Raw genomic sequence first — 22,023 nt, forward strand, 5'->3', positions numbered from 1 at the left:
ATCTTTGCGTCATGAAGCAAAGAGGGCAGGTCGTATTCGACAAAATATTAGATACAGCTGATAAATTGTTTTATAAGCAAGGTTACAGTAATACAGGTATCAATCAGATCATTGAGGAAGCAGATATTGCAAAAGCATCTTTATATAAACATTTTGAAACAAAGACGGATTTATTGATTGCGTATGTTCAGCGAACGCACGAGCTATGGTTTACAAGATTGGAAGCTTCGGTAAATAAAGTTACGGATCCCAAAGAAAAAATATTGGCAATTTTCGATCATCATACACAACGGCAGGAAATCAGGCAATTTGGAGGTTGTCCTTTTATTAAAGTTAATGATGAAGCAGGAACTGATGATCCACGTTTTTTGAAAGAAATACAAGCAACGAAAATTCACAGCAAAGAATTTATAAAAATGTTGGTTGGAAATTCTGGTCATAAAAAAGTATTGTCCGATGAAGAATTAGCAGAAACAATTTATGTAATGCTGGAAGGTTTCTATCGTTACCGCTTCTGTTTTTAAGAGAGCCGACGAAATACAATCTGCAAAAAAAATCATCGAAAAACTTATCTGAAATGAAGGATTTAAAAAATAAATGGCTGGAGCTCATCATCGTATTATCCGCACCGTTGCTTTCTGTGATCGATGTATTTATCATTAATGTAGCCATCCCCACCATCAAAAAAGGAGTTCACGCTACAGATGGCGAAATGCAGCTGGTAATTGCGGGATATCTTCTTGGTTACGCCGCATTTCTCATAACGGGAGGTAGAGCTGGAGATCATTTCGGACGAAAAAAAGTCTTCTTTTGGGGAATGTTTGCCTTTACTCTCGCATCGTGTCTGTGTGGATTGTCACAAACCGCTTTCCAGCTAAATATTACCCGACTTTTCCAAGGATTAAGTGCCTCATTCATGGTTCCGCAGACTATTGCATTTATTCAGATTTTGTTTACCGATACAAAGGAACGAGCAAAAGCATTCGGCTTGTACGGGATTACATTGGGAACAGCAGCCGTAATCGGACAAGTTTTGGGTGGTTATTTATCTGATACGCATTGGTTTATAGAAGGTTGGAGATTGGTTTTCTTTATTAATTTACCAATAGGAATTGTAACGCTTTGGGCGACACACAAATATGTCACGGAAACAGCAAAACATCAAAGTACAAAATTTGATTATACAGGAACCTTGATCCTCACAACGGCTTTATTTTCTCTCATTTACCCATTAATTCAGGGGCGTGAAGCAGGATGGCCGTTATGGAGTTTTGGGTTGCTTATTTTGTCGGTCTTGCTTTTTGTATTTTTCATTTATAATCAAAAAATTAAACTTTCCGGAAACGGTAATCCTTTAATTGATGTCAGATTATTTAAAATAAAAGATTTTAATATAGGCTTGGTTGCGGTATTATTTCACTTCATGTTGCATACCGCTTATCTTTTACTGAGCGCGGTTTATCTTCAAAACGGGCTTGGAATTTCGGCATTGGATTCCGGATTGTATTTTATTGTTCCCGGAATATTATTTATTATTTCTTCTGTGATGGCTTCGAGATTAATTATTAAATTCGGGAAAAGAGTATTACAGGTCGGGGTTATCATTTTATTAGTGGCATTTTATCTTCAAATGACCCTTTGGAAACCGGGAATCAACACATTGTTAATCGTTGGATTAATGGGAGCTTGGGGATTCGGAAACGGATTGGTGCTTCCTTCATTATTAAATATAGCATTGAAAAACGTTCCTTCGCAATACGCAGGTGCGGCTGCAGGAATCTATTCAACCTTTCAGCAAACGGCTTCCGCATTGGGGGTAAGTATTATCGGTGGGGTATTTTTCTACTTTTCAAAAGATGGTTGGCAAACAGCGTATCATTTCGGAATTATTTGTTTATTAATTTGTGTCGTAATCGTAGGATTAATGCTGCAATTACTTCCAAAAACAAAAACAGCATCTGAAACGGCAACAAAATTATCAGAACAAAATGGAAAACCAGAAACGGTGGATATATAAAACATCTCGTCACCAGTCGGATTGTTCATGATTATTGCTTTTGGTATATAGTGAATTGAAATAAAGCTAAGCTGTCTGTAAAAGTAAGAGGGGATAAACATCTGATACTTTTACAGACAGAAAAGCAATTGAAATACGTAAGGAATAAAAGAAAGACATCTGAAATTCCTCTTGATTTTAAAGAGACTGTGAAGTTATTTTGCTTTATTAATGATTTGAATTGTGGTAGTCAAATCATCTCTTGTTAAGGTAACATAAGTTGGTTTTCCATCTTTGAAATCGAATTTCAAAAGGTTAGGATAATCAATAATTTTAAATGAACCATTTTTCAAATACACCAACTCATTGTCATTTTTTCCTTTAAAATGTTCCAAAATTTCAGATTCTACATACAGACGATTATTTTTTTCTACTATTTTCGTTTCCATTTTTTGTCCGTAAAGGAAATCATCATACGTTCCGATCAATTTTTCTTTTAAATCTGAAGGTATTTCCTGGTTTTTTTCATGATGAAAATCTCCTTGCCAATTCATCAATTTCAAAATTGTTTTCTGAGTTTGCCCCATCACAGGAAAGCGGTTTGGTTTTTCACCATTGGCAAGAAATGCAAATCCGTTCCCGTCTTTCATTGTTCCCATTACGTTTCCGCCAACTCCGGTGTTTGAGCCATTACACGCAAACCAATCATAATTATCATAGCCAAAAGACTTTTGCCATCCGTAGCTCCAACCACCCACAGCATTTTTTAAAGCCGTTACTTCGGTCACTTTTTTTGCCACATTGTGAGAAATCACTTTATTGTTTTTGTTGCGCAAAGCATTTTGAATTTCTATAGCAATCAGCGCTAATTCTTTCGGTGTAGACCACATTCCGGATGGACCAACTTGTGGCGTTATCGGCAAACCTGTTTTTATCACTTTTCCATCTTTATCATGAACCAACGCAACATTGGTAAGAAATCCTTTTTCATTAGGTTGAATCATCGTTGTATTCTTTAATCCCAGTGGAGAAAAAATATATTCTTTTGCCAATTCTGCAATAGGTCTATTAAAAGTGTCTTCTAATGCCATTTGGATGATTGTGTAACCGCCACCGCTGTATTGCCAACTCGTTCCCGGAGTGAAAAGGAATTCAATTTCTTTATCATATCTTGGGATTTTACCCAAAAGACTTTCTTTTAAAGTTGGGATTTTTTCGCCTTGATAATGATCTTCAAAACCGTCCTGAGTCGTTCCTGCCGTATGATTCAGAAATTGTCTCCAGGTTGGGTTGTTGTTTTCTGTGAATTTGCTTTTTGGTAAATGCCATCTTTTTAGAGATTGATCGATCGGATTATCTAAATTGATTAATCCTTTCTCTTCCAATAGGTAACAAAGTAAAGCCGTGATCGGTTTTGAAATAGATGCTGTAGAAAAAGCCGTGTTTTCATCAATCTTTTCCGGAGAATTTGCCGATTTTACTCCAAATTGATGAGAATAGACAATTTGGTAATTTTCAAATACAACGACACTGAATCCCGGAAGTTTGTATTTTTCTAATTGCTGTTCGATTTTCAGGCTGTCTGTAAGATAGCTGTAATCTTTTTTCTGTGCAAAAATCTGGCAGCTTGTCATTAATAAAAGAAAGTAGAGGGTGTTAAAAAAAGTTTTCATTGTATCGTTATTTAATGATTAATAAATATTTCGATACAAAGATGCGGATGCACTCCATCTTATGCGACCGAATAAGTGTATTCGGGCGAATTGGAGACAAATAATTGGTATGAATAATTAAAACAAGAAGTACGAGTAATTACAAAGTGTTGATTTGTAATGTTTTGCGGTATTCGGTCGGCGTGTTTCCGGTGTGTTTTTTAAAAGCAGTATTAAAGGAAGATTTTGAATTAAAACCGACTTCATACAAGATTTCCAGCACGGTAACCTTAGATTTTGATGAATCTTTCAAGATTTCCATTGCATTTTCGACTCTGTACGTATTTACGAAATCATAAAAATGCTGTCCTAATTGATGATTAATTAAAATCGATAATTCCCGAACCGGAACATTGATTTCTTTCGAAATATCCTGAATCGTCAAAGCCGGATCAAGAAATGGTTTTTCATCAGTCATATATTTTTTCAACTTCAAAAGATCTTCATTCAGAATTTCCGGCTCAATTTTTTTCTCCTCTAAAATTAAATCAGAAACGAGTTTTAATTTGGAGTCAATATTTCTGAAAAGCCCGGGATCGTTCAAAGCTTTATACAAATACCAACAAATGATGAAAGGTTGCAATATGAGAATTCCAAATTTTATCCAATCTGAAACGTAGACATAATCGGAAAATTTAAAAATATTTTTTACAATGGCACACGAATATAAAACAGTGAGTACAATGGTAAACTGAAACAACCAATTATAAGAATTGATACTTGTTGTACCTGCATTATTTTCAAGATAAAGCTTTTTCGCCTTTCTCAATAATAGAAAAACCGCCGTAAAATAAAATAAAATTTGAAGATGAAGAAGCCAATGAATGAATTTTAACTCGATCATATTCTGACGATTAACGATGAAATTAATCTTAGAACCTAAGTCGACCGAATAAAACCGAGGTATCAAAACAAGATTCGCCATCAAAAACGGAAGGAGATGAACGAGATATTTCGGTTTCCACTTAAAATCGGAATAACAAACCGACAATACATAAAGATAAAAAGCCGGAATTTGCAAAAAAGCAAGCGTAGTTCTAAATATGCCAAGATTTGATGGACCATCTGTAAATTGACTAATCAACGGTTTCGCTCGTATCAATCGCAGTAATGAGCAGGAAAAAAGCAAAAAGACGGTTGCTGAATTTGTGTTGTGTTTTAACAGTCAACAGGAAAAATGCCAAAAAAAATGAAATGAACAGGGAGATGACCGATACAATACTTAATAAATTATCCATTCAATTAATCTTCTTTTATTTTTATAGCTTTTTGTTCGGTAAAGATAAATGAATTAAGATTCTCTGCCAATTTCATTATTCAGGAAAGGACAAAAGAATACTTCTATTTTAAATGGAGTTTAACTAATAAAATATTTTACCATTTTCAATTTTTAAGACTTTTTCATTTTCTAATTTTTTTACATATCTGATTACAGTTTCTATCCGAAGTCCTGTAAGATTAGCCATCTGTTGACGGGTAAGAGGAAGCTGAAATGAGTAGGGTTCATTATGGATATTATAATCCTTAAGGTAGTTCATCAATGATTTAATTTTAAATAAAGGATCATTAGAGGATACATTAAAAAGCATCAGATACTTGTAATACAGCCTGTCTGATAAACATTTGAATAAATCAAATGACGTTTTGGGATTCTGGCTGAGTAAGCTTAAAAAATCATTTTTGGAGAGTTTCAGAACACTGCAACTCGTTTTGGCAACAGCACTCATTGGATAAGGTCTGTCGTTGAAAAGTAAAGATTCTCCCAAACTTTGTCCATTAGAAAGGATGTTTTGGGTAAATTCTTTTCCGTCTTCATGGTAATTGTTTAATTCTACAGTGCCGGTTACAATCTGAAAATAAAATCTAGGTAAACTGCCTTCATGAAAAATGATTTCGTTCGATTCATACATTTCATATTCGGCGCCATAGGCAAATAATAAATCTTCAGAAATTATCATAATATAAGTTTTATGGTTGAAAATAAATATTTAATAAATTGGCAAAAATTGGAATACAGAAAGCGTACCAGATTTACTTTTTACATACCACATAATTATAAAACTTTATTTATGCTTATTTAGCAATTCTAAAATAATGAATAGAAAGCGTTTTTAGAAATTAAAAACTTTTAAACAGACCCATCTGAAATTGGAATTTTTAATGTCCATCTGATCGTCAGAAAGAAAAATCAATCTGATAATAGTTTATTCACAAATACGAAATAACGCCACTGAACAATCATTGGCGTTATTTTTATTTAATATTTTGCTGTTACATAACGAAATGAACACCTCATCAATTACTCCTTAAAATCCGTTGAAAAAGTAAGTTCTTTATTGGCTTCGATTTCATTTTTCAGCGAATCGATCTTATAGTTTGCAAATCCATAAGCATCAGATCCCGTCAATAAGCGAAGAGGAGGTTCCGGATTCTGAGTCACTTGAAAAATGAGATCTGCCACTTTATCAGGATCTCCCAACTGTTTACCGGGAATATCATTTTGATGAGCGTCGACACCATCGCGAATACTGGTGTAAGAATCAATAGGATTGGCTGCGGCTATAAGCGACGTGCTGTTTAAGAAATTGGTTCGTACATAACCCGGTTCTATAATGGTAACATGAATTCCGAAAGGTTTAACCTCCTGAGAAAGGGCTTCCGAAAGTCCTTCTACGGCAAATTTGGTACCGCAGTAAATTCCCCAACCTGCTCCTGCAATTAAGCCAAAAACAGAGGAGAGATTAATGATATGACCAAATTCTGCCTTTCGCATATAAGGCAATACGGCTCGGGTTACGTTCAGTAATCCAAAGACATTCACGTCAAAATTAGCACGAACTTCAGTGTCTGAACTTTCTTCAATGCCTCCAATTAAGCCATATCCTGCATTATTTACTAAATATTCAATGGAACCAAATTGCGCAATTGTATTTTCTACAGCTTGTTTGACACTGTTTTCATCAATTAGATTAACTTCTAATGGAAGAAACTGCGGCGACGAAATTCCGACTGCCTTTTTTAATGTTTCAATATTTCGGGCGGTTGCGGCTACATTATATCCTTTTTCCAGTAATTGCTTTACCAGAACAAGTCCGATGCCTTGAGAAGTTCCTGTAATGAACCATGTTTTTTCCTGATTTTTCATTTTCTGATATTTATTTATAATTTATTTTAAAGCTGAATTTGCCGCATTCTCAATGACAGCTGCAACTGCCGCTGGTTGAGAAATAAACACGACATGACTTCCTTTAATTTCTGTAACCTTTGCATTGGCGCGTTTTGCCATAAAACGTTGACCGTCCGGTGGAATAGTCTGATCCTGTGAAGCCACAACGTACCAACTTGGTTTTGTTTTCCAGGCTGCTTTAGTAATGGTTGCCTGAAAAGCTGAAACCGCTACAGGAACTTGTGAGTCAAACATAAAGGCAGCTTTTTCGGCACTAAGATCGGCACAAAAACCTGAATGGAATTTTGCTTTATCATACCATAAAAATCCGCTTTGAGGAGGCAGAATACCCGAATTTGGAGACGGCGGTCCCGATTGTGCAAGCTGCATCAACGATTCTCCTGTATCAGGAACGAAAGCGGCAACAAAAACAAGTCCGACCACGTTTTTTTCTAAGCCTATTTCCGTAATGATCGCCCCTCCGTAAGAATGTCCTACCAAAATCGTAGGGCCGTCCTGACGTTCCAGAAACTCTTCTGGTTGCTTCAGCATCATCAGCAAGTCCGGTATCAGGGTTTCCGACAACACTTACATGATAACCTTTTTTTATGAGTATTTTATAGACACCTTCCCAACCGGATCCATCGGCAAAAGCACCATGTACCAAGACAATATTTTTAACTTTTTGCTGTGCATTTAATGGAGTAAATGAAGCAAAAAACACGATCATAATCAGAAAGGTAAGCCAATATGAACCGGTTGATTTTCTTGTTTTTAAAATGTTTTTCATAACTATAGTATTTAAATATTAATTTCTTATTTTTTTTGAATGCATTACAGCGATAATTATTCTCTGATAATGGTTTTATCACTTAATGTCATTTCTGCAATTTCATCTTTACGTTTAAAAGCAACTCCTTTATGCTCCTGAATATATTTTATTAAATCTGCCGTAACTTTCACCATTTGAGGAGTTCCGCCAATCCGGTCATGAAAGCTGATGGAGAGTTGTCTTCTTTTGCTTTCACTTTCTTTGTATAATTGATCAAATTCTGCTTTCACCTGATTAATAAACTGATCCACAGAAAAATTTTTACCTTCTATGAGCAGAATATCATTGCAACGCACTGTATAAGGCACAACTGCAAAGTCTTTATTGTTTACTTTGATAATAAATGGCTCATCCCGACTGAGATCATCAATATGATATTTGAAGCCGAGTTCCTGTAAAATTTTAATGGTATTTTTACCTCTGCGAAGCCAGTTTGCATTATATCCGACAGGAGTAAAACCTGTTGTCTTTTTAATGGCATCGGCGCCGTCTTTTATAAATTTCTTTTCTTTTTCGTAAGGTAAATTATATTGTGTGCTCCAGCTCATTCCGTGGGCAGCAGCTTCATGACCTCTGTCTACGATTTCCTTTGCCAGAGCGGGATTTTTCAATACTGCAGTTCCTACCATATGCGATGTTACTTTAATGCCAAGTTGATCCCAATTATCCAGCATACGCGGAATTCCTTCTTTGTATCCGTATTCGTACCAAGTGGAAGAGGGCAAATCTACATATCCTTTCTCCATATTTCTGGGAAACGGACTTTCTGCATTGTCAGGTTGACCACCGGCTTCAAACTGCATCGAAACAGAAACCACCAAACGAGATCCATCTGCCCATTTAGAGTTTTCTACTTCTGTCTTCGTATTTTGTTTTATCTGAAAAGGTGCTGCAAAGGTTGTGATCGGATTTACCAATCCTGCAATCCCGATTAAACTGCTTTTTTTAATGAAATCTCTTCTGTCACTCATCTTATTTAATTTTTTTTGAGTTGAGGTTATTTATGTAATGATTTGAAACAATGCAGTAGCAATTAAGAATTTATTGAAATGCTTTCTCTATAATTAAAGTCTCCTCATACATCGCAAACTGACTGATAAGTTGATCTTTAATCGTCATATGCATGGCAAATGGCATCTTAAAATGCTTTCCGGTTTTCTTTACCGTTCTTTCCACAAATCCGAAAACGGCTACTTCATTTCCTCGTAATAAGAAAGATTGGGCTTCGAATTTATCCGAACCTTCAACAAAATAAGTGAAGAGGGTTTTGAAAAGTTCTGCAATTTCTGCTCTCTTGCTACGATGTCCCGTCCACGGCATATATTTAGATTCGAAAATATACCAGTCTACTTTTTCAGCGATTACCGAAGAAATTTTTTCAGGATCTTTTGTTCCGACATATTCAAAAAACTTTTCTGCGGTTTGTTTGGTTTTGATTTCCTCTTCGGAATAATTTTGTGCCTGTATTTGTGCAGAAAAACCAAGAAATAAGAGGATGATAATTAATTGTATCGTTTTCATGACCGTTGGGTTTTAGTTTTAATTATTTTTATTGAATTAGAGCCTGTTTAAATTTTACATTACAAATTTTTGTATTGAAAGACTTGAAGCTTCTTTCAAATGGAATCCTTTATTATTTTTAACGCAAAGATATTTTTACATCCCGCTTTATTTTAGAAAGCAAAGGCAAATAAAATTTGCTTCGCAAAGCATGAAAACAGTGCTTCATCAAAATCAACTTGTTGATTCATCTTTGCTCACTTACATTAAATTAATAGTGAATTAAAGCTTTGCGTTTAAAAATCTTTAATTTTTGTTCTTTTATTACCTTTTGTTTTCTCAATAAGTAAAATAATAACACATTACTAATAGCTTTTGCCTCTTTTGCGGTTAAGTTTTTATTTGTTTAAACAGCTTTAATGTTTAAAAATGAAGCTGCATCGTAAGTCCCGTAAAGAATATATTTTTACCCATTCCTGAAGCTTTTATATAATTTTTAGCCTGAAACCATGTTCCTTCCAATCTGAAATAAAGAAACTGATTCGGTTCCCATATAATTTCGGTTTCAAACTGATTTCCGATTTTCTTATCTGTTGTCGTATTTCCGGGATAAATTAATGAGGTGTTCGGCGCATAAATTCCATCGTTGCTGCTGTATCTCCAAAACATATCGTAATCAAGTACCCAGTCGATGTTTTTCGTAATTTCAAAGCTTAATGAAGGATGAAAATCAATAAGATTTGAAGGTCCGATCACAGAAGCCAATCCAAAATAAGCGCCTCTCGGAAAAAGGGGATTAAAAGTCTGCAATTTCGAATCGCCTTGTGTTTTATCACCACTTATGACCTCCGTTTTAAAACCTATTTCCGGATGAAATTTTACCGAATTAAAACGGTATCCCGCATTAATAGAAGCGGTCCATGCACTGATATTTTTATCTGCAACATCCCCAAACTGATAAACAGCTTCTCCGTCGTAGCGCCAGTCTCCGGATTTTCCCCAAATTCTTGTTCCCAGCGAATGGCGGATTTCTTTTCCCGTCGCATCATCAAAATTAGCGTTGGCTCTTTTATATCCTAAATAATAAACATCAATATTTTTTATAAACGGTACTTTGTTAAATACCAAATAACTGCCCCAAAATTGACGATCCTGATTCGATTGATCGTCAAAAATACCATCACGTGCTACAACATAATGTGTATAAAACAAATCTGCGGTCATATTTTCTTTTCCGGTCATCACTTTTACCCCGTCAAAAGACTGTCTGTTGTTCGGGCCTTCTCTTACAGCCGCCAAACGCTGTGATCCGTAGGAAAGTTCTTGTCTTCCGGCTCTTACAATCAATTTTTTGCCGCCTTCATTAATGATAGTAAAATCTGCAAAAGCCTGATGCAGATCCAGCGAATTCTGATCTACAGGACTCGGATCGATTCTTCCGTCTGCCAAACTGCTTTGCGCCTGAACAAACGCTCTGAAATATTTTCCGGCATGAAAATCTGCATGAAATAAATATCGTGACAATATATAACCGTCACTATCTTGCGGTCCGTCGCCCCAGTTTTCATTGTTAGCATAGAAATATTGAAATCTTATATCGCCCCCGAAACTTAGATACGTGCTTTTTGACTCATTTAATGGCAAAAATTTCATGGTTTTGTACCAATTATCTTTTGTAGAATCTTTTTTAAGAAAACTGTAATCTTCATCATACCGAAGCGACTTAAAAGCCGGATATTCCTGTGCATAATATGATAATGAAATCAATAAAGGCAGTAATAACAGTTTATTTTTCATGATCGTTTTTTTAATAATTACCTATTACAGATACCTACTTGCTCTCATTTTGTTTAATGTCTTTATAGGCATTCGGAATATTAAAATTGAAATGCAGCCAGTTGAAAAGTTCATATCCTTTATCAAATTCTTTCATCGTTACAGCCGCTTTTGTTTGTTCCAAAGTGAGTCCTTTTTTTACGGCATTTTCTACATTAGTCTGCAAAGCTGTCACGTAATCAATGGTATATTTAATTCCTGCTTTGTTGGTAATTCTGCCGTGTCCGGGAACTACAATGTCTTTATCAGAAATCATGTTATAGATTTTGTTGAGGTTTTTTACGGGTTCTAAAAAATAACCGTCAAACAACCACGGAATAGCCGGACTTTCAGCAATAAAAGGATTTCCTGCCCACAAAACATTTCCCGAAGGCGATTTCAGATAGACAAAAAGATCGGCTGGAGATTGTGCAGTTTCCAACATTAATGACCTCCACGATATTTCCTTTTCCCATGTCAATTTTCATGGTCTGATTAATGGCAATCGTAAGATCTGCAGGACGATACACGCTTTCTTCTATTCCGCGTCCTTTGCCGAAAAGAGCGATCATAAACTGTTTGATATTATCGTAATTTTTAGCAAGATTTTCTTTGCAGAATTCATTCTGAATCACAATAGTTTCTTTCGGTAGCAAATAATTTCCAAAACAATGATCGCCGTGATCGCTTGTATTGATCGCATAAACAATAGGTTTTGGGGTGACAGATCGTATCAGTTTGTAAAGTTGATCGTACAATCCTTTGCTCAACATCGTTTCGATCAGTAAAACACCTTTATCCCCCACAATAAATCCGGCAGAAGTTGCCTGTGGAATTCCTTTTGTGGTTTCGGTTTCAGTTGTATTGGGTGAAACGGCGTAGACATTTTCTGAGATTTTATGCAATTTTAAAGTGACTTTATTGGCATCCCAAATCGGTACGTGATCGGGCATCGCAAACTGTGCGTAAGTTGTATTGCCGAAAAAAAACAAGATCAGTAGTAAAATTATATTTTGAGTTTTCATAAGGTATTTATTTTTGAATTTCTTCTTATTTTTTTGGAATATAACCGCCAAAGTATTTTACAGGCGACCATTCCGGAATTACAGGATCTATGGCTGGATCGAGTGATTTAAAATCTCTTGCGCCGTAAACAACTTTCCCATTCACAACCGTTAAATCAGATTCGATATTTCGGACTTTATCATTAGGAAGAGTGAAATAATCTTCCGATAAAATGGAGAAATCGGCATACATTCCTTTTATTAATTTGCCTTTGTCTTTTTCTTCACCAGAAAACCAAGCGCTTCCTGAAGTGTACAATTGAAGAGCTGTAAACTTATCCAAAATCTGATCTTTTGGCCAGAACTGCATTCCGCCTAATGTTTTTCCTGTAATCAGCCAGTGCATTGCCATCCACGGATTATAGGTGGAAATTCTGGTTGCATCGGTTCCCATTCCGACAGGAATTCCCATTTCCAGCATTTTTTTAATAGGAGGGAGCTGAGTTTTTGGCGCGCCATACATTTTTTCATACAATTCTCCCTGAAAATACATTCTGAATTGAACCGCAATTCCACCATTCAGAGCTTTTACTCTTTCTAATTCTTGAGGTGTAATGGTTTCGGCATGATCGAAAAACCATCGTAACCCATTAAATGGAATTTCTTTATTTACTTTTTCAAAAACATTCAGCATTCGGTCAATCGATTCGCCGTAAGTCGCATGAAGTCTGAACGGCCATCTGTTTTTAACAAGAAGTCTGATAATGGGTTCTAAATCTTTTTCCATATCATCGGAAAGAACAATTCTTGGCTCTAAAAAATTTTCAAAATCCGCAGCGGAAGCCACGATATTTTCTCCTGCGCCTTCTTCGGTATAACCATTCGCGACCAAAAGATTGTCATTTTTATTGATCACTGTTTCGGCAACCCATTTTTCGTAATCCTGAAGCTCTTTTCCTTTTTGTTGCGCAAATAAATAATAGGAAATTCTAAGATTCAGCTTCCCTTGTTTTGCCAATTCCATTGAAGTTGTATAATCTGCAGGGAAATTTTGAGAACCTCCTGCAGCATCAATCACAGAAGTCAATCCAAATCGATTGAGTTCACGATTAAACTGAAGCGAACTGTTAATTCTTTCTTCAGGAGTCAATTTTGTAGTTAATCCTAAAGTCGTATAAATGGCTTTCGGAGTTTCTTTCGCAAACATTAATCCGGTTAAATTTCCGTTTTTATCCTGCTCAAGAACACTACCTTCATAATGTGTGTCTTTGGTATAGCCCAAAACTTCGATTCCTTTTTTGTTTAAAAAAGCTTTACCATATAAATAGGTGATGAAAACAGGTTTGTCGGGAACTGCTGCATTTATTTCGGCGATTGTCGGTTGTCTTTTTTCCTCAAATCCGAATTCATTCCAGCCACCGATCACTTTAATCCAGACTCCTTTCGGCGTTCTTGCTGCCTGTTCTTTCAGCATTTCCATGGCTTTTTTTAAGGTTTTTACACCGTCCCAACGCAATTCGGAATTATAATTTAAGCCTTCACGAATCACATGAATATGACTGTCATTTAACCCAGGAACAACCGTTTTTCCTTTAGCATCAATGACTTTGGTTGTTGCAGTTTTATAAGTGTTTAAAATATTTTTTGAGGTTCCTGTTGCCAGAATAATTCCGTCTTTTGTGGCAATCGCCTGAACAAATTCGTCTGATTTTTGCATCGTTGCAATTTTTCCGTTGAAAACAATCAGATCTGCTTTTTCCTGAGACTGTATCAGCAGACCAAAGAAAAATAGTAGGAGTAGAGATATTCGTTTCATTTTTTTAGGTTTAACTGGTCTGTTTCTTTAAAGTTTTATTAAAGAATAAGAGAAGGTTTTTGTTGGGATCGCAAAGACGCAAATTTTTACTATTATTGAGCTTTTAAGGAGTTAGAACACTTCGACAGGCTCCATGTGACAAAAGATTTTCAGCTATTTTTTCGGGGCAAAATTTTAGCATACATACAATCTTTTGCTTTAAAAACAGTTTTAATAATTTACGCTTTGCGATTTCCAACGGTAAAAGGGGAGTGAATAATTTTTATATCGGGATCTTATTTTGCAAGGAAAAATGCCAATAAATCTTTTTGAACCTGAGGTGTATTTTCCTGAACCAACCAGTGACCGGAACCTGCAATTTTAGCCTCTGTTACATTTTCAGCCACCAATTTTGAATGGTCTTTAAGGAATGCTGCTGCAAAATATTCTCCGCCCATTGCCAGTAAAGGCATTTTAAGTTTTGTTTTTGCGAAAACCAGATTGTCTTTCCCGTCCTGTGGGAAATTTCCGAACCATTTGAAGCTTGATTTTGCAGCGTCTTTAACGGCATAAGCTCTTACGAATTCAGCTGTTTCTTCTGGTGTGAAAGGATCTTTTACGTGTCCTACCATTGGCCAGAAATTAGTTAAAAATTCTTTTTCTTTTCCTTTAACGATGTCTCCTGAAGCCGGCCATGCAAAAAATCCGAACCACCAAGCCGAAGCCGAAACTTTAGACCAAACGGGTTCTATACCCGGAAGTAAAGCATCCATTAAAGCTACTTTTTTTACTTCGGTTCCGTATTGTGCGGCGTACGCGTAAGCAACCATCAATCCGATGTCGTGTCCCGCAAGATTGATATTGTTGTAGCCTAATTTTTTTACCAATTCATGAATGTCTTTTGCCATGTTTTTCTTGTCGTAACCTCCTTCTGGTTTGTCAGATTCACCAACACCTCTTAAATCCGGTGCGATCACGGTGAAATGTTTTGAAAGCTCAGGAAGCAAACGATTCCACATATACCAGTTTTGCCCAAAACCGTGGATCAATACAAGAGGTTCGCCTTGTCCTCCGATTACATAATGGATATTTACACCATTAACTAAAGCCGTCTGATGTTTGAAATTTGCAGGCGGATCTGCCGGTTTTGTTTCAGATCCTACAACAGGCTGTTCCGTTGACTGGGCGTCAGATTTTGCAGGTTCTCCTTTTTTATCACATGCAGTCAGCATTAAAAATACCATTGCGAATAGGCTTACGAAAAGCATTCTGCTTTTTTGCCCGATTTTTTTTGAAATTGATTTCATAATTATTAATTTAAATATGTTATTGATTATATTAATTTTTCTGTTTTTGAAGCCATTCTAAAATGTAAACTGCGATTTCCTGCCATCCCGGCTGTCCTAAAACGAAGTGGTTTCTGCCGGGGAAAACTTTATAGTCGGTTACCGAATTTTTATCGGTGTATTTTTTATAGTTATCATGATTCAACTGAGACGGAATGGTATGGTCATTATCACCTGCAATCAATAATATCGGATTGTGCGGCGTAGTAAAATCTACTTTCGCAGCTGCCGTTATCGTGTCGCGAACAACAAGCTTGGATTCCGGAATTGCGAGTTGTTGATAGCCTTTTTCCTGCCACTCAACAGGGAGTCCATTCGCAAACGCATATTGCCACTGTGAAAAACTCATGAGAAACGTTTTCTTAGTCGAGGTAAAAAATCCGAGCGGTCCCCAACCAGCTTTAAAAAAAGAAAACTTAAAGGTCATGATCCCTTGCGGAGGAACAGAATGAATGGCAACAATGGCAGAAGCCAGTCCTTTTTGATTTAAGATTTGGGCAATAAGACCACCAATTGAATGACCGATGATAATGGGTTTTTCAGGCATCGATATTGCAATTTTTTCGTAATGTTCAATGAGCTGTGTTAGTCGGATAGAAGCCACTTCCGGATCTGGATGTCTTTTTCGGAGCACTTCGGGTGAAGCATCTTTAAAAGGCCAAGCCGGAGCAATGGTTTTGTATCCTTTATTGTCAAAAAAATCTCCCCATTCGTTCCAACAGTCGTTGCTGACGAACGCTCCGGTTATAAAAAGGATTGTTTTTCGGTTATCAGTTTGCATATTTGAGTGATTAGGTTGTTATGGATGATAACAGACAAAAATCGGGCGTAGTTTTTAATTCATTAATAATCAATTATTTGTATTAAATTCATAATATTTTAGCCAACTATATTTCGTCGTAAAACGAAAAAAAGTAATTGGTTTTCGTTGTATAAAAAATGTAATTTTTTTCTGATCAACAGATGTGTTGCAGAGGATTAAATCGTAAATTAGTCTAATATTTTACCCCTGAATATGGTACCTCAAAAACTAATACGACCATGCTTCTATGTAAGCAGATATATCCTTACGTATATTTTCGTTTTGGCTCCGTTATTTGTGGGTGCGCAAAGTATTTTTAAGACCAATGAAGAGGCTTTTTCTGCAGAGCGACGTTTGAAATCAGATGAAGATGATAAAGATAAAGTCGATTTGTTTTTGTCTTTAAGCAATTACTATTATGAAAGAGATAAATACAATATTGAGCCGGTTTCAAAATCAATAGTATACGCAAAACAAGCTTTTACATTAAGCAAAACACTTAAATATACAAAAGGTATAGGTGCATCTTATCTGATACTTTCTATGCTCGAACAGCATGATAATCATTTCAATAAAAGCTATTCATACGCGTCTGCTGCGATAAATATTCTGGATGGCAGTGAAGAATATGATCTGCTCGGAGAATCCTGGGTGATGATTTGGTCCAGCAAAACGCTGATGGGAATGAAGTATGAAGACCGTATTTTTTACCTGAAAAAAGCTGCTGAATATTTTGCGAAATCAAACAATAAAAGACGTCTGGGAGATTGTTATAAGGAAATGGGTGACATTTATCTTTTAATGGGAAACGGAAAGGAAGCATTAAACTGTTTAAAAAAAGCGTTACCCTTTTACCAGCAATCACATTATAAAAAATTAGATGGCATCTATGATCTTCTGGGAGCTACCTATATGTTTTTGGGAGATTACAAGGAAGGATTGAAGTATGGGTTTCTTGCTCTTGATACCGCTGAAAAAATAGGTGACAAAAAGACATTTTTATGTACAATTTACAATAGAATTGGCTTGGCTTATGAAGAAATGAATGATTATCAAAATGCATTACAGTATTACGAAAAATCATTAAAAGTGGCTGAAGATTTTAATAATATTAAAGACATTCGAGCTATCGTAGGTAATATTTCCCGTGCGTTGCTTAAAAATGGAGAGTATAACAAGGCTTTAACATTAATAACAGATATAAAAAAGGAATATCCGAAAATCGATACGACGAATTCCTTTAAGCTCGATTGTACATTAATCAGGATTTATGTTCATAAAAAGCAGTATGGAAAGGCGTTGCCGTACCAAACGAAAATAATTTCGAAGATTGAGGAAGTTCATGATTATGATATTTTGGTTTTTATTTATACGACTTTAATTGATTTAAATCTTGCTTTAAAAGACTATGAAAAGGCGGTTTATTATAATAAATTGCACCTGAATGTCTGCAAAAAACTCAATAAAGACAGTTATTATGCCGATTATAACCTTTGGGAATTTAAAATTGATTCAGCGAAAGGCTATCTAAAACCTGCATTGATGCATTATAAGGAATATGTGAGGTTTAATAAAAGATATTTTGACGAAAAAAAATCAAATGAAATCAATAAGCTGAATGTACTCTACGAAACCGAAAAAAAAGACAAATACATTACCAACCTAAAAAGCGAATCTATCATCCAGAATGGCAACCTTGAGAAAGCCTCTTTGATCCGGAATATCATGTTTGCAGGGTTTGTGATTCTTTTGGCTTCTATTTATTTTCTGTACAGAGCGTATCAGTCAAAGCAAAAAAATAATCTTATTCTTAAAGAACAGCAAGATCAAATCAGACAAAGTAATATTTCGTTAAAAAATGCCATTCATGAGAAGGAGTGGCTGTTGCGAGAGATTCATCACCGGGTAAAAAATAATCTGCACATGGTGGTAGGATTATTGGCAAGTCAAAACGAATATTTACAGGGTCATGAAGCGATTGATGCCAATTTGGAGAGCCAGAGAAGGGTAGAATCGATGTCGATGATTCATGATAAATTGTATCAGTCGGAAAACCTTTCGATGATCGATATGCCGTCGTATATTCTGGATCTTACGTATTATTTATCCGATTCATTCGATGTGAGAAAGCAAATCAGATTTTCGCTTGATATTGAAAAGGTCGATTTTCCGTTGTCACATTCTGTTCCTATTGGTTTAATTTTAAATGAAGCCGTTACCAATTCCATAAAATATGCTTTTCCCGAAAACAGACAAGGTGTTGTGACGATCATTTTGAAGAAAGAAGAAGAACGGTTTCATCTGACGGTTTGGGACGACGGAATAGGAATTCCCGAAACAATTAGCCCTGAAAACAGCAAATCTTTAGGCTTAAAACTAATGAAAGGACTGAGCGAAGATATTCTGGCGGATTTTAAAATCTGCAATGAATCGGGAACAAAAATCGAATTAATTTTTACAATTTAAAAAAAAATGGACACCAGTACGAAAATCCTAATCGTTGAAGATAATTTTGTGGAAGCCAATCATTTAAGATTAATGCTGAAAAATGCAGGCTACACAGTTTTAGGAATTGCGCGAAGTGTAAACGATGCCAAAGAAAACATTATCAAAGAAAAACCCGGTTTGGTGCTTCTGGATATTTTCCTGATGGGAAAAGAAACCGGGATTGATCTGGCAAAATTTTTAAAAGAAGAAAACATAGGCTTTATTTATTTGTCGGCAAACTCGAGTGAAGATATTCTGAGTGAGGCAAAAGCGTCTCATCCTTATGGGTTTCTTGTGAAGCCATTTCGGGAAAAAGACTTGCTGATCATGATGCAGATTGCAGGATATCATCAAAAATATAATATTGAATCTTCCGTCCGAAAAGAACAGCTTTTTCAGAGACAGCTTAAAAATCTGATTTCAAATTTCGGAACATGGGACGAATATCTGCATCAAATGTGCAATGCATTGCAGCCGATTATTCCGTTTGATCTGATGATTTCCAGCTATATGACCGACGAACGTACAGACAGCATACTTTTCGGTTTTTTGCGGACGGGTTTTAATGAATATCAGAAAATTACATTAGAAGGTTTTCAGGAACTGACTGATTTAAAGCTTCATGAATTGGAAGCTGTTTTAAAAAACACAACTACCGAAGACAACATCTGCATATACAATGGTAAAGATTTTCAAAAGAAAATAACGGAACCTGCACTGCATAAAATCACGGCAAATTATTTGGGTATGAAATCCAATCTTACCTTGCCGATACCTTTGTCTATCACTAAAAAAGGGAAATTTACATTTTCATTTTACAGCAAAAATCCATCGATATTTGATGAAGAACATCTTGAGATTTGCAAAAGATTGCAGGATAATTTTATTTATAATGTAGAAAATATCATTGCCAGACAAAATGATAATTTGAAGAAACCGGAACCTTTAAACTCCTCAGAAACCGGATTTGAAGGCATTATGGGTAAAAGTCCGTTATTGCTCAGCGTTTTTGATTTTATAAGTCAGGTTGCGCCTACCGATACTACTGTATTAATAACGGGTGAAAGCGGTACCGGTAAGGAAAAAATTGCCAATGCAATCCATACATTATCTTCAAGGAAAGATCAGTGTTTTATAAAAATAAACTGTGCTTCATTGCCTGCAAGCTTGATCGAAACCGAACTTTTCGGGCATGAAAAAGGATCTTTTACAGGAGCAATAAACCAACATATCGGGAAATTTGAACAGGCTCATAACGGAACTTTATTTCTGGATGAGATAGGAGAGATCCCTTTGGAAATTCAGGTTAAATTATTACGCGTTCTGCAGGAAAAGGAAATAGAACGCATCGGAAGCCACAAATCTATAAAGGTTGACATCCGTATTATCGCAGCAACCAACCGTAATCTGGAGAAAGAGGTTGCGGAAGGAAAATTTCGTCTTGATTTATATTACAGACTGTGTGTTTTTCCGTTGCAATTACCTGCTTTAAGAGATCGAAAAGAAGATATCGGAATTTTGGCTCAGCATTTTATCAAGAAATGTTGCGAAAAACTAAAAAAGAATGAGTTGCATTTATCCTCAGAATCACTGAAAAGTCTCCTCAATTACAATTGGCCCGGAAATATACGCGAACTGGAAAATCTTATCGAGCGAAGTGTCATTTTAACGAAAGACGATAACATCAATATCATCCCGTTGCCGGTTGCGGTGAATATAAAAAACAGCGATAAAGACGAAGATCTTCTGCAAGATAAAACCATTGAAGAGAACGAAAGAATGCATATTCTCAACGTTTTGAATAAATGTGGTGGCAGAATAAGAGGCGAAGATGGGGCTGCCAAAATTCTTGGAGTTCCGCCTACAACTCTTGCTTCCAAAATGCTGAAATTGGGGATTAAACGGAATCATTATTAAAATTATCTGCATTGTTACAAAAAATGAAACCTTCAAGGTTTTTAAAACCTTGAAGGTTTAGATAAATCACGAGTAAAAATTTAACGAAAAATTAACATTTATTATTTTGGAACGAACGTTCCGTTATTATATCTTTGCACTATAAAATTTCAATATCAATAATTTAAAACAATTTAAAAAATGAAAAATTTAGAAAACAAAGTAGCTATCGTAACAGGAGGAAATAGCGGAATCGGATTTGCAGCAGCAGCAGAATTATCAGCTCAAGGTGCAAAAGTAATCGTAACAGGAAGAAACAAAGAATCTCTGGAACAAGCCGAAACAGAATTAGGTGTAACAGGAATTCAGGCAGATCAGACCGATTTAAAATCAATCGACAGTTTTGTGGAGCAGGTTTCATCTCAGTTCGGGAAAGTAGACATCGTATTTTTAAATGCAGGAATCGCTGCTTTTGCACCGGTAGATTCAGCTTCAGAAGAACATTATGACAGCATTATGAATGTTAATGTAAAAGGAGTTTATTTCACAGTTCAAAAATTATTACCAATCCTGAACGACGGTGGTTCTATTATTTTTAATACTTCAGTAAATGCGCACCTTGCAATGCCAAATTCCAGTGTTTATGCGGCAAGCAAAGCAGCGTTATTATCTATAAACCGTGTTTTGGCTGTAGAATTAGCTTCAAGAAAAATCAGAGTAAATGCAGTTTCTCCCGGTCCTGTTGAAACACCGATTTATGGTAAATTAGGATTGGCGAAAGAAGAAGTAGACGGTTTTGGTGCAGCTTTAGGAGAGAAAATTTTATTAAAACGTTTCGGTCAAGCCAACGAAATTGCAAAAACAGTTGGTTTCCTTACTTCGGAGAATGCATCATTTATTACAGGAACAGAAATCATTGTTGATGGTGGTTTAACTGTTAATCCGGTAGTATAAAAATTTTTTCTCAAATTTCGGAATGAATGTTCCTGAATTTTATTATCTTTGTGTAGTAATCTAATTTTGAAAATCATGGCAAGAACAAAAGAATTTAATGAAGATAAAGCTTTAGATAAAGCGATGGAGATCTTTTGGCACAAAGGTTATAACGGCACCTCGGCGCAGGATCTGGTGACACATCTCGGGTTGAGCCGCTCTAGCCTGTATGATACTTTTGGGGATAAGCAAAAATTATTTGCACAATCTTTAAAAAAATATCAGAAACAATCACAAGATCAGGTGGTACATCTTTTTGAAACTTCTGAAAATATAAAAGAGACATTGCATGATATTTTTAAACAGGCAGTGATCGAAAGTTTAGAAGATCGAATCACAAAAGGATGTTTCATGGTTAATTCCTCCATCGAACTTGCCATGCATGATCAGGAAATCGCAAAGATTGTACAAAATAACGGACAAACGATGGAAGATGTTTTTACAAAAGCCGTTCAGAAAGGTCAGGATTTGGGACAGATTTCAAAAAAACTGGAAGCCAGAGTTTTGGCACGATTTATCTTTAACAATTACTCAGGAATCAGAGTATTGGCTCGAAGCGGCGAAAAAGATAAACAAGTATATGACGACATTGTGAAAACGATGCTGTCTGTACTATAAAATAAGATCATAATAAAAACCCTCAATTACATGCTAATTGAGGGTTTTTATGATTAGAACT

General features: G+C 35.8%; 19 protein-coding genes. 6 read left to right on the plus strand and 13 right to left on the minus strand.

Translation table 11 applies throughout. The features are described 5' to 3' along the window. Positions 1–11 precede the first annotated feature (11 nt). Positions 12–524, plus strand: a complete 513-nt coding sequence (locus J3D55_RS11760) for a TetR/AcrR family transcriptional regulator (protein ID WP_259131296.1) — start codon at positions 12–14, stop codon at positions 522–524. A 53-nt stretch (positions 525–577) separates the two neighbouring features. Continuing rightward, complete coding sequence (locus J3D55_RS11765) at positions 578–2,017, plus strand: MFS transporter (RefSeq protein ID WP_259131298.1); 1,440 nt, start codon at positions 578–580, stop codon at positions 2,015–2,017. A 194-nt stretch (positions 2,018–2,211) separates the two neighbouring features. On the opposite strand, the gene J3D55_RS11770 is transcribed toward J3D55_RS11765, so the two are convergent. The 13 genes from J3D55_RS11770 to J3D55_RS11830 form a co-directional block, all read right to left on the minus strand. After that, the gene (locus J3D55_RS11770) at positions 2,212–3,669 is read right to left on the minus strand and encodes a serine hydrolase domain-containing protein (RefSeq protein ID WP_259131299.1); all 1,458 of its coding nucleotides are present in this window, start codon (positions 3,667–3,669) and stop codon (positions 2,212–2,214) included. Positions 3,670–3,808: 139 nt separating this feature from the next. Then, positions 3,809–4,552 (minus strand): helix-turn-helix domain-containing protein, encoded by a 744-nt coding sequence (locus J3D55_RS11775; RefSeq protein ID WP_259131300.1) that lies wholly within the window; start codon positions 4,550–4,552, stop codon positions 3,809–3,811. A gap of 517 nt (positions 4,553–5,069) precedes the next feature. Continuing rightward, a complete protein-coding gene (locus tag J3D55_RS11780; RefSeq protein WP_259131301.1) occupies positions 5,070–5,666 on the minus strand; it encodes a Crp/Fnr family transcriptional regulator in 597 nt (198 codons plus the stop codon). A 341-nt stretch (positions 5,667–6,007) separates the two neighbouring features. Continuing rightward, entirely contained in the window at positions 6,008–6,853 is an 846-nt protein-coding gene (locus J3D55_RS11785) for an oxidoreductase (protein ID WP_259131302.1), read from the minus strand. Positions 6,854–6,874: 21 nt separating this feature from the next. After that, a complete protein-coding gene (locus J3D55_RS11790) occupies positions 6,875–7,462 on the minus strand; it encodes an alpha/beta hydrolase (protein ID WP_259131303.1) in 588 nt (195 codons plus the stop codon). A 258-nt stretch (positions 7,463–7,720) separates the two neighbouring features. Beyond that, positions 7,721–8,677, minus strand: a complete 957-nt coding sequence (locus tag J3D55_RS11795) for a polysaccharide deacetylase family protein (RefSeq protein ID WP_259131305.1) — start codon at positions 8,675–8,677, stop codon at positions 7,721–7,723. Between the two features lie 70 nt (positions 8,678–8,747). Further along, positions 8,748–9,227: a nuclear transport factor 2 family protein gene (locus tag J3D55_RS11800; RefSeq protein ID WP_259131307.1), complete on the minus strand. Its 480-nt coding sequence runs from the start codon at positions 9,225–9,227 to the stop codon at positions 8,748–8,750. Positions 9,228–9,629: 402 nt separating this feature from the next. Beyond that, on the minus strand, positions 9,630–11,003 hold the full coding sequence (locus J3D55_RS11805) for an alginate export family protein (RefSeq protein ID WP_259131309.1): 1,374 nt from the start codon (positions 11,001–11,003) through the stop codon (positions 9,630–9,632). 34 nt (positions 11,004–11,037) lie between these two features. After that, on the minus strand, positions 11,038–11,400 hold the full coding sequence (locus tag J3D55_RS11810) for an MBL fold metallo-hydrolase (protein WP_259131310.1): 363 nt from the start codon (positions 11,398–11,400) through the stop codon (positions 11,038–11,040). After that, positions 11,372–12,046, minus strand: a complete 675-nt coding sequence (locus J3D55_RS11815) for an MBL fold metallo-hydrolase (RefSeq protein ID WP_259131311.1) — start codon at positions 12,044–12,046, stop codon at positions 11,372–11,374. The genes J3D55_RS11810 and J3D55_RS11815 overlap by 29 nt, the downstream gene beginning before the upstream one ends. A 25-nt stretch (positions 12,047–12,071) precedes the next feature. After that, on the minus strand, positions 12,072–13,841 hold the full coding sequence (locus J3D55_RS11820; RefSeq protein WP_259131313.1) for an amidohydrolase: 1,770 nt from the start codon (positions 13,839–13,841) through the stop codon (positions 12,072–12,074). A gap of 275 nt (positions 13,842–14,116) precedes the next feature. After that, positions 14,117–15,127, minus strand: a complete 1,011-nt coding sequence (locus J3D55_RS11825; RefSeq protein ID WP_259131315.1) for an alpha/beta fold hydrolase — start codon at positions 15,125–15,127, stop codon at positions 14,117–14,119. Positions 15,128–15,158: 31 nt separating this feature from the next. After that, positions 15,159–15,947, minus strand: a complete 789-nt coding sequence (locus J3D55_RS11830; RefSeq protein WP_259131316.1) for an alpha/beta hydrolase — start codon at positions 15,945–15,947, stop codon at positions 15,159–15,161. Between the two features lie 234 nt (positions 15,948–16,181). Here J3D55_RS11830 and J3D55_RS11835 point away from each other — a divergent pair, with 234 nt between their 5' ends. From J3D55_RS11835 to J3D55_RS11850, 4 genes are all read left to right on the plus strand, one after another. Beyond that, a complete protein-coding gene (locus J3D55_RS11835; protein ID WP_259131318.1) occupies positions 16,182–18,434 on the plus strand; it encodes a tetratricopeptide repeat-containing sensor histidine kinase in 2,253 nt (750 codons plus the stop codon). Between the two features lie 6 nt (positions 18,435–18,440). Further along, positions 18,441–20,372, plus strand: a complete 1,932-nt coding sequence (locus J3D55_RS11840; RefSeq protein WP_259131321.1) for a sigma 54-interacting response regulator — start codon at positions 18,441–18,443, stop codon at positions 20,370–20,372. 180 nt (positions 20,373–20,552) lie between these two features. After that, a complete protein-coding gene (locus J3D55_RS11845; protein WP_259131323.1) occupies positions 20,553–21,305 on the plus strand; it encodes an SDR family oxidoreductase in 753 nt (250 codons plus the stop codon). 75 nt (positions 21,306–21,380) lie between these two features. Next, on the plus strand, positions 21,381–21,962 hold the full coding sequence (locus J3D55_RS11850; protein WP_259131325.1) for a TetR/AcrR family transcriptional regulator: 582 nt from the start codon (positions 21,381–21,383) through the stop codon (positions 21,960–21,962). Positions 21,963–22,023: the final 61 nt, after the last annotated feature.

The organism is Chryseobacterium ginsenosidimutans (genome assembly GCF_024807225.1).
GTDB classification, from domain to species: Bacteria; Bacteroidota; Bacteroidia; order Flavobacteriales; family Weeksellaceae; genus Chryseobacterium; species Chryseobacterium ginsenosidimutans.

Coding starts and splice junctions, on each gene's coding strand:
- J3D55_RS11775 (WP_259131300.1), bottom strand. CDS start 4,552: ATGATCGAGTTAAAATTCATTCATTGGCTTCTTCATCTTCAAATTTTA.
- J3D55_RS11820 (WP_259131313.1), bottom strand. CDS start 13,841: ATGAAACGAATATCTCTACTCCTACTATTTTTCTTTGGTCTGCTGATA.
- J3D55_RS11845 (WP_259131323.1), top strand. CDS start 20,553: ATGAAAAATTTAGAAAACAAAGTAGCTATCGTAACAGGAGGAAATAGC.
- J3D55_RS11760 (WP_259131296.1), top strand. CDS start 12: ATGAAGCAAAGAGGGCAGGTCGTATTCGACAAAATATTAGATACAGCT.
- J3D55_RS11800 (WP_259131307.1), bottom strand. CDS start 9,227: ATGAAAACGATACAATTAATTATCATCCTCTTATTTCTTGGTTTTTCT.
- J3D55_RS11765 (WP_259131298.1), top strand. CDS start 578: ATGAAGGATTTAAAAAATAAATGGCTGGAGCTCATCATCGTATTATCC.
- J3D55_RS11770 (WP_259131299.1), bottom strand. CDS start 3,669: ATGAAAACTTTTTTTAACACCCTCTACTTTCTTTTATTAATGACAAGC.
- J3D55_RS11840 (WP_259131321.1), top strand. CDS start 18,441: ATGGACACCAGTACGAAAATCCTAATCGTTGAAGATAATTTTGTGGAA.
- J3D55_RS11825 (WP_259131315.1), bottom strand. CDS start 15,127: ATGAAATCAATTTCAAAAAAAATCGGGCAAAAAAGCAGAATGCTTTTC.
- J3D55_RS11850 (WP_259131325.1), top strand. CDS start 21,381: ATGGCAAGAACAAAAGAATTTAATGAAGATAAAGCTTTAGATAAAGCG.
- J3D55_RS11815 (WP_259131311.1), bottom strand. CDS start 12,046: ATGAAAACTCAAAATATAATTTTACTACTGATCTTGTTTTTTTTCGGC.
- J3D55_RS11795 (WP_259131305.1), bottom strand. CDS start 8,677: ATGAGTGACAGAAGAGATTTCATTAAAAAAAGCAGTTTAATCGGGATT.
- J3D55_RS11780 (WP_259131301.1), bottom strand. CDS start 5,666: ATGATAATTTCTGAAGATTTATTATTTGCCTATGGCGCCGAATATGAA.
- J3D55_RS11830 (WP_259131316.1), bottom strand. CDS start 15,947: ATGCAAACTGATAACCGAAAAACAATCCTTTTTATAACCGGAGCGTTC.
- J3D55_RS11835 (WP_259131318.1), top strand. CDS start 16,182: ATGGTACCTCAAAAACTAATACGACCATGCTTCTATGTAAGCAGATAT.
- J3D55_RS11805 (WP_259131309.1), bottom strand. CDS start 11,003: ATGAAAAATAAACTGTTATTACTGCCTTTATTGATTTCATTATCATAT.
- J3D55_RS11785 (WP_259131302.1), bottom strand. CDS start 6,853: ATGAAAAATCAGGAAAAAACATGGTTCATTACAGGAACTTCTCAAGGC.